The following is a 15,850-nucleotide window of genomic DNA, read 5'->3' on the forward strand; positions in this document are numbered from 1 at the left end:
AAGAAAGAGGGAGCATTGCACATGGCTAAAACTCAGCCATGGAGCAACCTCCCACAATCAATCAATTATACATGGAGCACTTCCCCGGCATAAAGCCTTTCTCCTTCTTTCCTGTCACTGACATTGAAAACGCAGACATTTCCTGTAGCAAAACATTCCTCTGCTATTACAGCATCTGAAGTATGGAGGACTTCATCGTTGCAGAGAATTACAACATAGCTTCGATTTCCGACCGTGATTTTCACAGCCTGAGCTTCGCTCTCTGTCAGTGGTTTATGAAGTGTATGGCTGTATGTCTCCACAACCTTCACTTTGGCCGGTTCTGCTGCAGAAGAATTCCCTCCATTTATGACTGTAATCATACTGGCAAATCCCTTCTTTTTCAAAACTGCAGTAACTACATCATTTTCTTCCCACTGATTATAATGTCTTGAAGTCACACCTCTGCTGCTTTCAAGTAAGGCATCTTTTGTCAAAAAGTTCAGAAATACTCTGGTTTCTTTTCCCTGGAAAGTCACTGAATTTACTTCTGTGAAAACCTTTCCTTCCGGCGCGAAATGAAAATACTGCCGGTATTCATGTTCTCCTTCTGCATAAAACTGATCATGAATCAGATAAATATCCGGTTTGATCCAGATGATACGCCGGTTCACAAAGATACCCTTTTTCATATATCCCAGATGACCACCCTGGACAAATTCTGCAATCTCTCCGGCTCTGTATGTTCTGTTTACAGGAAGAGAAAGCTTATTTGTATACCAGGAATCTTCAAATGAAGTAAAGGATTCTCCATCTACGGTTGTGGTATTATGGCCTGGATTGTCTTTCAAAGTAAAACGAAGAGGAACGTTCATATAGGTTGCTCTGCCGCCATCAACCAGTACATCTTCTCCATTCACAACTAAATCCACATGCATTTTATCCCCATGGCAATGACCGGTACTCATTGCACCGCAGGTAAAATGAAGAAGATTGGAATCCCGTTTCCAGCTTTCCCTTAAATAATAGTTCCCGCTGTTCTCCAGACATGCCGATATAAAATCCGGTTCTCTTGCAGGAAGAGAGGTATAGTCAGCACAGGCATTGCTTCCAAAGTCCCAGGCTCCTTCATAATCCATAAGCTCATAACCGCTCCATTTTAAGACAGGATCCTGGAACAGCCAGGCTCCCATGGTGATTTTATCCCGTAAATCGGTGTCATCAGAATCTCCATGAGTAAATTGATGGCTGTTTGGCTTTTTCCAGATAACATTTGCCAGTGCCATGCGATGAACCGCATCCTCTAAATCCGGCTTAAGTGGTATCCCGTTCGCTCTTGCAAGGAAAATCACGCAGCACAGGCAATGATATACTTCATTGTGATACATAGGGGATTGCTCCCACTGGCTGCCATCCTTGTAAATCTGCACCTTTACGGACTTATAGATCCTCTCTAGAGCAATGGACGCCCACTCCTTTGTTTCATCGCTCTGAGGAAGTCCCATCGCAATCTCAAAAAGTCCGCTGTTCTCCAGAATGCACCAGTTACTCTGCAGTCTTTCGTCTCCGCCCTTTTCCACCAGTCTTCTGGCATGGAGCCTCAGTGATTCTGCAAATCGGTCTAAAAAGTCCTCTGTTATTAAGCTGCTGTCTTTAAAATAGCGGATCGCTTTCGTCCATGTCTCTCCCCGAAGCCCTGTTTCCAACAGGCGCCACGGTCCCATCACTGTCTTTTCATCAAGTGGAACCCTGTCTATCCAATCATTCACCAGGCGCAGAAAGCATGTTACATACGTTTCATCTTTTGTCATCTGCCAGGCCTGCCCCAGGCAAATGAAAAACCTGTGTCTGTTAAACTGCCAGACAAATTCCGGATCACCGGAAGGCATATAGCTCCAGTCAATTTCCCCGGAAAATACCACAGGTTCATAGGTACGCTCCATATCCCAGTTTAAATCAAACAGAAATGTATTTTCACATACCTCATTTGCTATCCGTAAAATATGCTCCACATCAGCATTCCAATGTTCTTTACAATAACAGGCTGAATTCCCCGGGTCAGGGACAAAATAAAAAGCATCCGGTCTGTCAAAATATTGTTCGATTGTCATTTCCAATTCTCCATTAATACCAATATGGCTCCCAGTCTGTAGAAAGCCGGGTCAATGCCTCCATATAAAAGTAGTCGCCCCAAAGAACACACTCATCAACTCCGTGGTTTGGACATGTGTTATATGGAGAACTCTTTGCATAGGTTCCATGTAATAGAAGACCATTTGATACAGCAGGATCAGTCACCGCGCACTCCGTAACCAGTGCATGCAGAAGCCTTTTCGCCATACCTGTATAATATTCTGCTTTTTCATTTGGAAGATATTTGCTCATCTCAAGCATACCGCAGGCTGCAATTGCGGCTGCAGAAGAATCCCTTGGTTCATCGCTTCCGTCACTAAAATCAAAATCCCAGTAAGGAACCATGTCTTTAGGCAAATGCTCCAGAAAATAATCCGTTACTTTGCAGAAAATATCAGCATATTCCTCATTTCTAAGAAATTTATAAGCAAGTGCAGATCCGTAGATTCCCCATGCCTGCCCTCTTGCCCAGGCAGAACCATCCCGATACCCCTGATGGGTGACGCCCTTCTTTGGTTCTCCTGTCTCAATATCAAAGAAAAAAGTATGATAAGTGGAATGATCTTCTCTAATAATATTTTTCATTACAGTTTTAATATGTGCTTCTGCTTTTTTTATGTAATTTTCCTCTCCAGTCACTTCACCCGCCCAGAAAAGCAGAGGCATATTAAGAAGGCAATCGATAATCATACGGTAATTGTTCTCTTCCCCCAGTTTCCCCCAGGCCTGAAAAAACTGGCCTTTTTCATGAAATCTCGTCATCAGATTATCTGCTGCCATAATAGCAGCTTCCTTACCAGTCGTATTACCCGTAAGTTTGTATGCAGCTACACAGGAGGGGCAGTATAAAAATCCCATGTCATGGTGATTCACCCCTTCCTTTTCTTTGATCCTTCTATAAAAATCCTTTACTTCGATTTCAGCTGTATTTCTTAATGCCCCATCTCCTGTTTTCTCATAAGCCAGCCATACCTCACCAGTCCAGAACCCAGGTGTCCATTCGTAGTTGGTCCCCTGCTGGTAGAAATTATTCACACTGGCCTCCTGGGGAAATTGTTCCGTAAACTGATTCGTCGCTACTTTGATCAGTTCTGCCGCCTTATCATAGGCCGCTTTTAGTATTCCATCATCAATTTCCTTGTGCTGTAATAGTTCTTCTCTTGTTTGCATATACCGTTCCTCCTCAAGTCAAGTAAATAATACCCTTATTCCTTCACTGCTCCGATCATAACTCCCTTTGTAAAGTATTTTTGTAAAAATGGATATACGAATAAAATCGGAACAGTAGCCACCATGATTGTGGCATACTTAATGCTCTGCGCAATGGCCTCCGCATCAGCTCCCGCGCCTCCATTCATCCCCTGTAAATCATTGGATATAAGGATTTCTCTTAAGATAACCTGAAGGGGATATAATTCCCGGTCTCTTAAGATCGCAGAAGCCCAGAACCATGCATTCCATATGGAAACGCCATAATACAGAACCATAACTGCCATAATTGCTTTCGATAGCGGCAAAATAATCTTAAACAAAATGGTAATATGACCAGCCCCGTCAATTCTGGCTGCTTCCGTTAAGCTGTCTGGAATGGACTCAAAGGATGTTCTTAAGATAATCATATTATAAGTACTGATCATAAAAGGAATGATGAGTCCCCATCTGCTGTTAATCAAATGCATATCCTTTAGATTTAAATAAAACGGAATCATTCCTCCTGAGAAAAACATGGTAAACAACACAAACAGCATCAAAGGCTTTTTAAACATAACGCCCTTCCTGGAAAAGAAATAAGCTGCAAGTGCAGTCATTACCAGATCCAGAGCAACACCTACCACCAGAATAAACAGAGTATTTGCATAACCTTTTAAAATCATAGGGTTTTCAAACACCTTCAAATATGCCTGAAGATTAAATCCCAAGGGCTTTAATAAGAAACCTGAATGTGCGATCAGCTGGCTGCTGTCGCTGAACGAAGCCATAGCCACAAACCACATGGGATATAAACAGATTAATGCAACAATAGTCAAAATAATATAATTGACTACATGAAATATTCTCTCTCCGCGGGAAATTTTAACTTTCATCTTTCTCCTCCTTTACCACAGGCTGTTTTCTGTTGTTTTTTTAGAGACCTTATTCGTAATATACAACAGAACACAGTTGATCACAGAATTAAACAGACCAATAGCGGTTGAATAACTCCAATCCTGCTCAATTAAACCTGCACGGTATACATAAGAAGAAATAATATCTGCAGTTTGATAGGTAGACGGATTATATAGCAGAATCGTTTTCTCATATCCCATACTCATCAGGGAACCCATTCTTAAAATCAGCATGATAATAATCGTAGGTGCAATTCCAGGTAACGTTACATTAAGAAGCTGTTTCCATTTCCCTGCACCATCAATAGAGGCTGCTTCATATAACTGACTGTCAACACCAGATAATGCAGAAAGATAGATAATCGATCCCCAGCCAATCTCCTGCCATATACTGGTGGCTGTATATATTGTACGGAAATACGCAGGATTCTGAAGAAGAGGATTCCGCGTTCCCCCAAACAGCGCAACTATATCATTAAAAAGGCCGGTTGTCAGACAGAAATCCTTAATCATACCACAGGCAACTACCAGTGAAATAAAATGAGGCAGATAGGTAATTGTCTGAGAGAATTTTTTAAATTTAGCATTTTTTACTTCATTCAGCAAAAGGGCCAGAATAATAGGAGCCGGGAACCCAAATAGAATACTATAAATACTTAGCAACAGAGTATTTTTCAAAAGCCTTCCAAAATAAGGACTTGTAAAAAATCTGGTGAAATTTTCAAACCCCACCCACTCACTGCCAAATACTCCTTTGGCAGGCGTAAAATCTTTAAATGCAATAATTGCACCATACATCGGTTTATACATAAAAACAGCATAATAAATAAGGACAGGAAGCACCAGCAGATATAACGTCCAGTTTCTCTGTAAATCTTTCCTGATTCTATTGCTCAACGAATTTCCCATCATTCCTTCCATCCCTTCCTTTCATCTGAATACTTGATCCAAAAACTTTGATTTGAAAACAGCCGGGGACTGACTATGCAATCGCCCGGCCATATTTAAATTGGAAATCAACCAGAGTTATCTAGCTTCATAACGCTCTAAAGCTGCGTTTTCAATCTCAAGTGCACGGTCCAGTTTCATATCCTTTAATGTCTGGATATAATTATCCCATTTATCAAAGCTTTCTGTACCAAAGATAAATTTAAGGGACATTTCATCTATATAAGTAGTAAGCTCATTTGTAATAGTGGCCAGTTCCTTAGATTCCTCCTGGGTTGGAGTGATATTTGGAACTGTATGTTTGTTTGCATTTGCAACTTCCCATACCTGTGGGCAATCCTTAACGGTAGGAAGCTGTAAATACTGCTCAAGATAGTTAAGATCCTGTACAAATGGACCGTTATAATTAGCACGGACGTATTTGGATAAAGACTGTGCCAGTGGCCAGCCATCCGGGTTATTCATAACCAGATCGGTATAAACGGCTTTCCCATCCTTCATCTCATAAGATACACCTTCAACACCATAATTAAATAAGTTATGCCCTGCCTCAGAATAACCGTAATCCAATAATCTGGCTGCCAGTTCTACATTTTTACAGCTGGTGGTAATGGCTGCTCCCACATCGGGGAACTTATTTTCCATATAGCCATATTCAGGTGTAGCACCCTTTTCTAACGTTGGAGTTGGAGTCGGAACCAGCAAATAGTCAGGATTGGTCTTCTGTACGCTTGTCATAAACAGCTGCATACGGCTTGCTGCCCAGCCTACAGAAACACCTGATTTATCACTGGTCATCTTAGCCGTTACCTGATCACCGTTAAGAGTAGCAATATCCTTATCAATTAACCCCTCCTGATACCACTGGTTCATAGTCATCAGATAATCCTTATATCCGTCCTGAGCAGGTGCAAAAGCGATCTTGCCCTCATCATCGATGATAAACCATGTAGAGTTTGCAGCTCCTACATGATAGGCGAATGCAAATGGGTTGGACTGTTTGAAGTTGGTCCAGTCAAAACTGATAGGAGCCTCAGCACCCTTCTTTTCCTTAAATGCAGTCAGTACCGTATGCCACTCGTCGATGGTTGTAGGCACTTCAAGTCCCAGTTCATCCAGCCAATCCTGACGGATGAACCCACCTACTGTATAGCGCAGCTTATCTTCGCCGCGGATGAATGGGAATGCAAAATAGTGGCCGTCATCTGTCTTAATCATCTTATCTACATCAGGGTTTTCCGCCAGGTATTTTTTAAGGTTTGGACAATACATATCAAAAACATCATTTAAAGGAATGATAACTCCATCCTTAATTGCTTTTTCCGGACCGCCTGGATACATCTTTACCCATTGCCACTCCATAATATCAGGGAGATTTCCATCAGCAACAATTAAATTAAACTGTTCCTTTGCCTGGTCCGCACCTGCTGCGGGATGCTGGAACTTAATTGTAACACCGGTCTGTTCCTGTAACGCTTTTCCTAATTCAGTTTCACCTAAATTAGTAAAGTTAGCTGATGCGTTAGGATTTAGCGCAAGCCAATAGGTAAGATCCCCTCCCTTTGTCAGAGGATAAGATACCTCTCCCCCTGCTTCCGCATTCGAACTGCTTTCCCCGGTATTTGCTGCTTCCTTTGTCTCCCCTGCCCCTGGGGCTGCCCCTGTTTTACTTCCACACCCTGCCAGCAGAGAGATGGCAGTCGCCGTTGCTACTAATACAGCAATTGGTCTTTTTAAATTTCTCTTCATAATACTTCCTCCTTCTTTTTATGCACATTGCACTTATTTGCTTATATTCTACATGGTACTATGTGCATTTTATATACTCAAATATTGAAAAAGGTTGACAAAATCACATGATCTCATCAACCTTTCTTGACTAAAACTAAAATTCATTTACAATTTATCGAATCTCTACCGTCCATTTTTTAATTGTCCAGGCGTTGCTCCTGTAAATTTCTTAAAGGTTCTGATAAAAGTGGAGCTGTCCCGGAAACCTACTCTCTCCGCTACCTCAACCACATTAATCCCCTCTGCCAAAAGTTTCTCTGCTTCATCGATCCGTGTTTGATTGATGACCTTTAAAAGGCTTTCCCCTGTGTACTTTTTATAAATAGAGGATAGATAAGCAGGGGTCATATGAAAATGAAGTCCTGTCTGAGAAATATTTAAGTCAGGATCGCTGAAATTCTCCCGGATATATATCTGCAGCTTTTCGCACAATTGTTGATTTTGTCCGCACTCTTTGGAGTTATCCGAGGATTTACACAATTTTTCAACGGCTCCTCCAAACGTTTCCTTGATTTTCTCAAGAGGCATTTTTACAGAAATGCGCTTTAGTCCTAAATCTTCACCTGGAATCTCCTCTACTTCCTGTACTCCTTTCATAATTGTTCCCATTAAGTCATACAGAAGGCATTTTAACATATCCAGAGATGCTTTATTTTCCAGAAAATTGACATCTAAAATTTTATTAATATAAGAAGAAGCCAATGCGCTGTTGCGGCTTTTGATTGCCGCTATGATTCGTAGTTCCTGATCAGTTGAATAATCGTATTTTTTATGGGTACTGTTTTTAATTTCCCGGTAACTGATATAATCAGGATCCAGAACAGCCACAAACTCCTCTGCTTCTCTTGCTTCCATATAGGATAAATGAATCCCCTCAAGCCCTTTATGAGCTTCTCCTGCCAATACAACTGTCATAAATCCAAAATTCTCATAGATATATTTCTGCATTGCATCGATAATTTCCTCTAACTTCTCATCATACCCTTCAGAAAGTTCAGGGATATTGACAATCATCGCGACGGCATCTCCCAGCTCCACCTTCTCCAGACTGAAGCTGCCTTCAACTCCTTCTCCAAACACATTTCCAATAATAAACTTTCTCAGACTGTTTATTTGTATGTATTCTTCCTGGTTTTCCTCCCGCCCGGAAGCGTCCTTTCCTGTAATAAGCAGTACAAGGTTGCTTTCTTCCCGGAACTTCTTAACAATTGCATCCCGGTCCGGTGTATCTTTACTTTGTTCAAAGGAATTTATCATCAGATCCGTTAGATAATACTGTTTTACCACTTCCTGGCTCCTGCTCACCATATGTTTAAAATCCGATCGTTCAGCCAGAAGTGAAATGGTTTTTTCCTCCAGATATAAATATTCATTGTCAACAAATATCTCCTGAGTATTATCGTGTTTCCGGAACACTTCCATGAGAACCTTTAAGGGACTGTAGTTGATTTTCATCATCCTGGAGGCTGCTCCGAAACCGGTAAACAGGCAGATAAATATGCCAATAACGAAAATATTCCGCATCTTTCCTGCTGAACCGCTTATCATTTTCTCTGGCATCAGCAGAACATATTTCCAATTAAACGTATCGGAAAATACAGTGCGTATAATATAATCTTCCCCATTCCACCTTATTTTCTGATCCCCATCCTGATTTAGATGGTCATATTGGATTCCAATGCTTGAATAATCCTCAGACCGGTTCATAATCTGATTATCCTCATTTATAATCAGCCAATCCAAGCCCGACTCCCAGGAAGCCATTTCAATGCTGCTGTTTAATGCATCCATATCCAGCCAGATTCCGATCATTGCAGTGGATTCTCCGAATTCTCCTTTTAAGTTGTTCATGGTCAAAAGGAGGGTAGGTCTTCTCTGAGTCCATTTGGAGTTCATTGGAATCGAATCACGAAAGTGATATTCAGACAAATGATTTTTCAAAATCTCAGCTGATTTTGTATCTTCCGCTCCAAAACAATAAAGATCACTATACATGGGAAAATCCATGTTGCCAAAGGAAGAGACCACTTTGTTACAGTTCTTAAAATAAACCATGATATCTTTGCAGTAATCGCCGCTTTTATTGATCGTTACCTTAAGATCCATAATTTCATTCTGAATCGTATAAAGCTGATAGGAATTGTCGGACCGAAATTCTCCCTTCACCACAGACAGCTGCTGTACGTTCTTGTTAAGAGCCAATTGTGTTAAAATATTCTCATAGTATTCCAGCTCTCTGTCACAGGTGTTTTTCACAGTCTGAATCAAACTCCGGTTAGAGGTATCCGCCTGTTCCTTTGCAATATAATAAGCATAAAAATAAAACAAAATCCCCATGGAAATTGGGATTAGAAAAATGAAGCCATAAGATAAATACAGCTTTTTATAAGCTTTACCCTTGTTTATCATACTTTTTACTTCCTTTAATCGTATCTTCTTATGGTATATTTTATCATAAATATGCAATTAAATATAGATGTTATGGTCGTTCTTTATAATTTGGCCAATTCCTTCCTTAAATTCCATCTTTTATATGTTACAATTCTATTACATAAGTGTTACAATGAAGTTGTTCAAAAGACAAATAATAATAAGGAGGTTACGTATCATGTTCTTTGATTTAAGCTCATGTAACTTAAGCGATTTATTAGATTTAATTTCTCAGTTCTGCAAATAATATTACGAAAAGGTTCAGCCGCCCTCACGGTTGAACCTTTTTTCTGCTATTCTTTATTCTTATTTCCTGCACAAGCAGAAAGGATGCCCTGACGGGTCAAACATTGTGATAAAATCATCACCGCCGTATTGATCCTCCGCCATAACGGCCCCTAATTCTTTTGCTGCTTCTGCCATTTCTAAAACATCGTCAACCTGGAAATCAAAATGCATTTGCTTTTGCTGCTTTTCATTTTCTTCCGGCCATATTGGCGGGATATACCCTGGTTCTTCTATGAATAAAAATACAATTCCAGTGGAGCTGCGGACAGCTGGCCGGCCAAATAACTCACACATTTCCCAGCCTAGCAATTCACCATAAAACTTCTGTAACTTTCTTTCATCATCACAATCAACCATTACATTACCTAATAATACTTCCTGTCTCATTTGCCCTCCATAAACTCTCATTTATTTCATTATAGCAAAGGTATGGTTAAAATACAGACCTGGATTTTCCCGTACCTTAAGGTCAAGTTCCGCATATGATATAACAATAGAAAAAGCAAAGGAGTTTCTTATATGTGCAGCCCATGCATTTTTACCCCATACCGCGATGTAAACTGCAAAGACCTGGCGATCTTCTATGAGGCCACAAGGGAATTACGGGGCGCAACCTATAAGCCCTACCTGGTATCCATTCAAGAGGCCAGGGGAATCAACTTCCGTTTTATCTGCAATTCCTTCATTATGACCCGCCCTCCCCAGAATGCCATAACCATGGTATGCATTTTCAAACCCTTTTGCAAAGAGGGGGAAAAGGAGGAGTTAAGGGCGGTTGTAACTAGTATATGTAAAATGGGATGCTATAAAGGTTAGTGAAAATAAGGTGATTTTATGAAAGCGAAAACCAAGATCGGAGATTGGATATATCCTGCCCCGGTTTTCTTTCATTGGAAGCGGCCTGCCAGATCATGATTTGTACTGATCAAAGCAGGCCGCTTAAGCTTTAATAAGCAAGCCGGTATACATCAATCATCTCTGGTTTCCCCAGTGACCGGATTCCGGGCAAAGTTCTGGTTCCGTAAAAGGAGCATTTATCCGCCAGAATTTCTAAATCCGCTTCCTTTATTCCCGCATTCAGCTCTCTAAGGCTGACAGGCATTCCAAGACTCTTAAAAAATCCTTCCAGTCTGTTGATCCCATTAAGAGCCGTTTTTAAAGGCTCTTCAAAGTTCATTTCCTCATTCAATACCCGGACAGCCAGCTGGGCAAACCTCATAGGATCAACTTCGCATACGTACCTGGACCAGGAACAAAACAGGGCAGACAGACCGGCACCATGGGCAATGGCCGGATACATCCCTGACAGCTCGTGCTCCAATTGGTGAACCTGCATCATATATTCCCTTCCCAGACCGGTAAGCTCATTATGAGAGAGGCTTCCTGCCCACATAAGGGTTGCACGTGCCTCATAATCCTCTGGATTTTTATCTGCCACAGCTCCCGCTTCCATAACAGAGGTTAAAAGCCCTTCCGCGATCCGGTCCGTTAAAGGCGTATCCTTTGTCGTCCCTCCCAGATACCGTTCCAGCGTGTGCATCATAATATCTACGGTTCCGCATCCAGTCTGGAATTTGCTGACAGTAAACGTCAGCTCCGGGTTGCAGATGGCAAACAGAGGACGATGGGTCGGGCTGTTAAACCCTCGCTTTAAGTCCCCCTCTTCATTTGTGATAACGCAGGATAAGCTTGTCTCACTCCCTGAAGCAGACAGGGTTAGAATGTTTCCGTGGGGAAGGGCTTTTGCCGGAACCTCTTCCTTTAAAAAGAATTTCCAGGGATCAATTTCAGGATTAAGTGCTCCGTCGGCAATGCACTTGGCTGAGTCAATAACACTTCCGCCACCCACTGCCAGAATGAACTCCACATGTTCCCTTCTGCATAGCTCCATGCCTTCTTTTGCCAGGGATAAAACCGGATTAGGCTGTACTCCGCCAAAAAGAACATATTCGATTCCATGCTCTCTTAAGGATTCTTCCACCAGCCCAAGCAGGCCGCTTTTTCTTACGCTGCCTCCACCATAATGAATCATGATTTTATGAAATCCATATTCAGAAATGATGGCACCTGCCTTTTTGTGGGTATCACGGCCGAATATCACCCTTGTAGGTACATAATACTCAAAATTATTCATTCTGTCCTCACTTTCCGCTGCGGTTTAATCCTCATGTTCCGCATCATTTTTATTCTTAATAGAAATTATACCACGAACATTTCTTTTTTCCAATATGGACTATACTCACCTGTTTCCCTTCATATTTTTTATTATCACAGCATATCTTATAAAGGAAAGCCTTAGTAATCTGCTTTCCTTTTTCATATGTAAGTAGTTCGATTCACCTGGCGGCTTATCGAACGGCTGATCTGCTTTTTTCAGTCCGGGCCTGGCTTGCCTTTATTTAAGTAAATCATGCCATGGAATGACAAGGAGAACGCTTATGAACCTATTAAATAAAGATATCAGATTTTCTCATGTATCCAGACACCATATCATCATTTACATAGAAGTCATTATTCTGACATTTCTGCTGGTCTCCTTGTTTTTCATATCCCCAGGCGGGAAGCTCTCATTTCCGGTAGTCAATCAGGACAGTAACGCCAGTCCCTCGGAGGCAAAAAAATTTATAAAATGGGTGGATTTTGATGTGACCGCAAGGGCCATGCAGGAGGCCTTCCGATACGATGTTAACACCTGCCAGTCTGAGCCCCATTTAAACTGGGTGGATTTACTAGCTTATCTTGGTGCCAAGTACGGGGGGGATTTTTCCAGATATTCCACCAAAGATTTAGATGGGCTGGCGGAGCAGCTTCTATCCGGTAAAACCATGGAAGAACTGACTGCAAAAATGACCCACTATTCCTATTACAGAGAAGCCTATGGAGCGGTGCTTGATGGCCTTGTCGGCCAGTATGATATTCAGATTTCCTCTCAAAATGCACCCCTGTACGCCACTCCTGCCCTCCTTCCCGACGGCACCCAGGATCCGGATAGGGTCTGGGTAAAGAAGTATGGGCTGAAAAGCTTTTCCCCCATTGCCAAGGGCTTCCCCTATAATGATTTTGACGATTTTGGAGTTGCACGCTCTTATGGCTACAGACGACAGCATCTGGGGCATGATATGATGGGCCAGGTAGGGACTCCCATCATTGCAGTGGAAAGCGGCTATGTGGAGGCCATCGGATGGAACCAGTATGGAGGATGGCGTTTGGGAATACGAAGCTTTGATGGAAAGCGGTATTATTATTACGCCCATTTAAGAAAGAATTATCCTTATCATAAATCCTTAAGCCAGGGCAGCATCGTTACGGCAGGAGATGTGATCGGTTATCTGGGACGTACCGGATACAGCCGGAATGAAAACACCAATAATATCAATGAACCTCATCTCCACTTTGGACTTCAACTTATCTTTGATGAGTCTCAAAAGGAAGGCAACAATGAGATCTGGGTCAGCTGCTATGAGCTAACCAAATTTCTTTCCATGAACCGCTCCGAGACTCTTAAGAACCAGGAGACAAAAGAATACAACCGGGTTTATGATATGACGGATCCAGGAATCCCTGATAATTTCATTCCGCCTGAACCTCCTAAAGTAGAAAATTGACCTCTAACTATGACAGGGGCTGTTGCGGCAAGTGCAACAGCCCCTGTATCTGCATACATTCGAGGAGACAATGTGATAACGCTTTATTTTACTTTTGGCTGCTGCTGGGTGATGCAGTGGATATTTCCGCCGCCAAATGCAACCTCTTCCGTACGTACCCCAACCACTTTGCGGTCCGGATACATTTCCTGGATCTGCTGTAAGGCCAATGCATCATTTTCATCGCCATACTGGGGAACGATCACTCCCCCATTTACGACCAGGAAATTCATATAGGAAGCGATGGAAATCTCGCCATCTTCTCTTGGAAGGGTACCCTCTACCATATCAATCGCGCCTGCACCATGAAGCAGAACGGGGTTCTTGGTCAGGCAAAGCTTATGTACCTTTAATTTACGGCCCTTTGCGTCTACTGCTTCGGATAATGTATTATAAGCTTCCTGCGCTTCTCTATAGAAAGGATTCTCTTCATCTTCCGTCCAGATACAGGCAACTTCCCCCGGTCTTACATACTGGGCAACATCATCAACATGTCCATTGGTTTCGTTTGGATCAATGCCATCCTTAATCCAGATAACCTTCTGGCAGTTTAAGTATTGATCCAGCATATCTTCGATTTCTTCTTTTGTCATATGAGGATTTCTTCCCTCACTTAACAGGCACATCTCTGTGGTAATGATGGTTCCCTCTCCATCTACATGGAAGGAACCGCCTTCCAGAACAAAGCCTTCGGTACGATAGGAATCGACACCTTCGATTTCACATACCTTTTGTGCCACAAGATCATCCTGATCCCAAGGGAAATAAAGTCCGTCTACCAGGCCCCCCCATGCGTTAAAGGTCCAGTCACAGCCTCTGATGCCGCCTTTATCATTGATGACAAAGGTCGGTCCACAGTCACGGATCCAGGAATCATTGCTTGTCATCTCAACCACCTTTATTTCAGCTGGAAGATGGGCACGGCAGTTCTGATATTGTGCCGGAGATACACAAACAGTAACCGGCTCAAACTGGAGGATCGCTTTCGCAACCTCAGTAAATACAAGCTGTGCCGGCTTTGCGCCGTTTCTCCAGTTATCCGGCCTTTCCGGCCATAACATCCAAATCTGTTCCTGCTCTTCAAATTCTGCAGGCATACGGTATCCATCCTGCTTTGGTGTTGTGTTCTCAATTCTCTTTGCCATAATTTATCCCTACTCTTTCTTATTTATCTCTTTTTCTGTTTACAATCAGCTCACCAAGTATGAGGAATATCACTGCCCCGATGGTGATCGGAAGGACTCCTGCCAGAGTTTCCGGATCAAAGCTTAAAGGAACTGCGGTGAAGATCAGCGCAACGATGATCAGTGTCATTGGAACGAATGCCAAAACCCTTAAGAAACCATTGCTTCCCGGAACCTTAAAGGGCCGTTCTGTATCCGGGTCTATCATTCGAAGCTTTAAGAAGGCCGGAAATACAGGGATATAGGAAAGCAAAAACATAACCAGATTCAGTGCGAAAAAGCACCAGAACAGATCCTGATTAGGAATAAGGGGAGCGATGATAAGAACTGTGCTGGCTACCAGTCCATTCATAATGGCAGCACCAATGGGCATATCATTCTTTTTGCTTCTTATCTTAAATACCGCCGGCATGTCCCCATTCTCTGCCGAATAAGCCGCTACATTGTTTACTCCAAGTGACCAGGAAACCATATTTCCAAAAAGCGTAAGCAGGAAGCCAATGGCAACCACCGTCACAATGATTCCTCTGGTGCTTCCGGTCAAAAGCTGGACGCTTGCAACCAAACCGGTACTGGTACTGATCTGATCAGCCGGAATCGCAACACCGATTCCAAATGCCATAAAGATATAGATCGCTGCAATGACAATTCCGCCTGCAATAATCGCCTGAGGAATCTGCTTCTTAGGATTCTCCATATCATCCGCAAAGGTACAAACAACTTCAAATCCAAGGCAGTTAAATAAAATAACTGATATGTAGGATAAGCTGTTTAAATTAAAGCTTGGAATCAAGGAGGCTAAGGTGTATTCATTGGCAACTCCGTGAGTGACCGCACCGTAGATGCCAAGGCAGCCCAGGATTACTGCGATGAGGATTTTAATTACTGCCGCTCCGTTTAAGATCCAGGTACTGTCACAAACGGAAAAAAAGCTGATGAAAACAATGATCCATACAAACGTAAGCTCTATGATCAAGGACGGGAAAAATCCCAGTTGTCCTCCGGTCAAAAGATTAATGACCTCGGGGAACATAAGCGCCAAAGAAGCCATCCAAAGCGGAAAGTTGATCCAGTAGTACCAGGACACCCTTCCTCCCCATTTTTTACCAAAGGCTTTTGACACCCAGTCATATAATCCACCGTCACCCTCATAGGTTGTCCCCAGTTCTGAGGAGATCAAGCCATATGGTAGCAAAAATGTTATTAAGAGGAAAATCCACCAAAAATACTGGGAATTACCAATCGCTGCCACCGGACTTGCTGCTTCTGCCACAAATACAACGCATATAACCGTCATTATGGCATCAATTAACCGAAACTTCTTCTTTGGCGCGTCTGACATCATTCT

The 15,850-nt window shown here is 42.4% G+C and carries 12 protein-coding genes; 2 read left to right on the plus strand and 10 right to left on the minus strand.

Features of this window, described 5'->3' with window-relative positions; translation table 11 throughout:
* Positions 1–65 precede the first annotated feature (65 nt).
* From BMW45_RS02575 to BMW45_RS02605, 7 genes are all read right to left on the minus strand, one after another.
* On the minus strand, positions 66–2,090 hold the full coding sequence (locus tag BMW45_RS02575) for a heparinase II/III family protein (RefSeq protein ID WP_092240410.1): 2,025 nt from the start codon (positions 2,088–2,090) through the stop codon (positions 66–68).
* Between the two features lie 13 nt (positions 2,091–2,103).
* Complete coding sequence (locus BMW45_RS02580) at positions 2,104–3,282, minus strand: glycoside hydrolase family 88 protein (protein ID WP_092240411.1); 1,179 nt, start codon at positions 3,280–3,282, stop codon at positions 2,104–2,106.
* A gap of 35 nt (positions 3,283–3,317) precedes the next feature.
* Positions 3,318–4,196, minus strand: coding sequence for a carbohydrate ABC transporter permease (locus BMW45_RS02585; protein ID WP_092240412.1), 879 nt, complete (start codon positions 4,194–4,196; stop codon positions 3,318–3,320).
* A 12-nt stretch (positions 4,197–4,208) separates the two neighbouring features.
* Positions 4,209–5,129, minus strand: coding sequence for an ABC transporter permease (locus BMW45_RS02590; protein WP_092246112.1), 921 nt, complete (start codon positions 5,127–5,129; stop codon positions 4,209–4,211).
* A gap of 114 nt (positions 5,130–5,243) precedes the next feature.
* The gene (locus tag BMW45_RS02595) at positions 5,244–6,914 is read right to left on the minus strand and encodes a type 2 periplasmic-binding domain-containing protein (RefSeq protein ID WP_092240413.1); all 1,671 of its coding nucleotides are present in this window, start codon (positions 6,912–6,914) and stop codon (positions 5,244–5,246) included.
* A 165-nt stretch (positions 6,915–7,079) separates the two neighbouring features.
* Positions 7,080–9,365, minus strand: a complete 2,286-nt coding sequence (locus BMW45_RS02600) for a helix-turn-helix domain-containing protein (protein ID WP_092240414.1) — start codon at positions 9,363–9,365, stop codon at positions 7,080–7,082.
* 327 nt (positions 9,366–9,692) lie between these two features.
* Positions 9,693–10,061 carry a VOC family protein gene (locus BMW45_RS02605; RefSeq protein ID WP_092240415.1) on the minus strand — a complete coding sequence of 123 codons (369 nt, stop codon included), beginning with the start codon at positions 10,059–10,061 and terminating at the stop codon, positions 9,693–9,695.
* 132 nt (positions 10,062–10,193) lie between these two features.
* On the opposite strand from BMW45_RS02605, the gene BMW45_RS02610 reads away from it, so the two are divergent.
* Positions 10,194–10,490 (plus strand): hypothetical protein, encoded by a 297-nt coding sequence (locus BMW45_RS02610; RefSeq protein WP_025231402.1) that lies wholly within the window; start codon positions 10,194–10,196, stop codon positions 10,488–10,490.
* 130 nt (positions 10,491–10,620) lie between these two features.
* Here BMW45_RS02610 and BMW45_RS02615 read toward each other — a convergent pair whose 3' ends face one another.
* Complete coding sequence (locus BMW45_RS02615; protein ID WP_092240416.1) at positions 10,621–11,808, minus strand: iron-containing alcohol dehydrogenase; 1,188 nt, start codon at positions 11,806–11,808, stop codon at positions 10,621–10,623.
* Between the two features lie 304 nt (positions 11,809–12,112).
* Here BMW45_RS02615 and BMW45_RS02620 point away from each other — a divergent pair, with 304 nt between their 5' ends.
* Positions 12,113–13,279, plus strand: coding sequence for a M23 family metallopeptidase (locus BMW45_RS02620; protein ID WP_092240417.1), 1,167 nt, complete (start codon positions 12,113–12,115; stop codon positions 13,277–13,279).
* Between the two features lie 83 nt (positions 13,280–13,362).
* Here BMW45_RS02620 and aguA read toward each other — a convergent pair whose 3' ends face one another.
* Together aguA and BMW45_RS02630 are read right to left on the minus strand one after the other, a co-directional pair.
* The gene (gene aguA / locus BMW45_RS02625; RefSeq protein WP_092240418.1) at positions 13,363–14,463 is read right to left on the minus strand and encodes an agmatine deiminase; all 1,101 of its coding nucleotides are present in this window, start codon (positions 14,461–14,463) and stop codon (positions 13,363–13,365) included.
* Positions 14,464–14,482: 19 nt separating this feature from the next.
* Positions 14,483–15,847, minus strand: coding sequence for an APC family permease (locus BMW45_RS02630; RefSeq protein ID WP_242882883.1), 1,365 nt, complete (start codon positions 15,845–15,847; stop codon positions 14,483–14,485).
* Positions 15,848–15,850: the final 3 nt, after the last annotated feature.

This window comes from Lacrimispora sphenoides (assembly GCF_900105215.1).
Classification (GTDB): Bacteria; Bacillota; Clostridia; order Lachnospirales; family Lachnospiraceae; genus Lacrimispora; species Lacrimispora sphenoides_A.

Excerpts from the sequence above, each read along its gene's own strand:
- BMW45_RS02580 (WP_092240411.1), bottom strand. The coding sequence starts at position 3,282 with ATGCAAACAAGAGAAGAACTATTACAGCACAAGGAAATTGATGATGGA.
- BMW45_RS02600 (WP_092240414.1), bottom strand. The coding sequence starts at position 9,365 with ATGATAAACAAGGGTAAAGCTTATAAAAAGCTGTATTTATCTTATGGC.
- BMW45_RS02610 (WP_025231402.1), top strand. The coding sequence starts at position 10,194 with ATGTGCAGCCCATGCATTTTTACCCCATACCGCGATGTAAACTGCAAA.
- aguA (WP_092240418.1), bottom strand. The coding sequence starts at position 14,463 with ATGGCAAAGAGAATTGAGAACACAACACCAAAGCAGGATGGATACCGT.
- BMW45_RS02595 (WP_092240413.1), bottom strand. The coding sequence starts at position 6,914 with ATGAAGAGAAATTTAAAAAGACCAATTGCTGTATTAGTAGCAACGGCG.
- BMW45_RS02605 (WP_092240415.1), bottom strand. The coding sequence starts at position 10,061 with ATGAGACAGGAAGTATTATTAGGTAATGTAATGGTTGATTGTGATGAT.
- BMW45_RS02590 (WP_092246112.1), bottom strand. The coding sequence starts at position 5,129 with ATGATGGGAAATTCGTTGAGCAATAGAATCAGGAAAGATTTACAGAGA.
- BMW45_RS02620 (WP_092240417.1), top strand. The coding sequence starts at position 12,113 with ATGAACCTATTAAATAAAGATATCAGATTTTCTCATGTATCCAGACAC.
- BMW45_RS02630 (WP_242882883.1), bottom strand. The coding sequence starts at position 15,847 with ATGATGTCAGACGCGCCAAAGAAGAAGTTTCGGTTAATTGATGCCATA.
- BMW45_RS02575 (WP_092240410.1), bottom strand. The coding sequence starts at position 2,090 with ATGACAATCGAACAATATTTTGACAGACCGGATGCTTTTTATTTTGTC.
- BMW45_RS02585 (WP_092240412.1), bottom strand. The coding sequence starts at position 4,196 with ATGAAAGTTAAAATTTCCCGCGGAGAGAGAATATTTCATGTAGTCAAT.
- BMW45_RS02615 (WP_092240416.1), bottom strand. The coding sequence starts at position 11,808 with ATGAATAATTTTGAGTATTATGTACCTACAAGGGTGATATTCGGCCGT.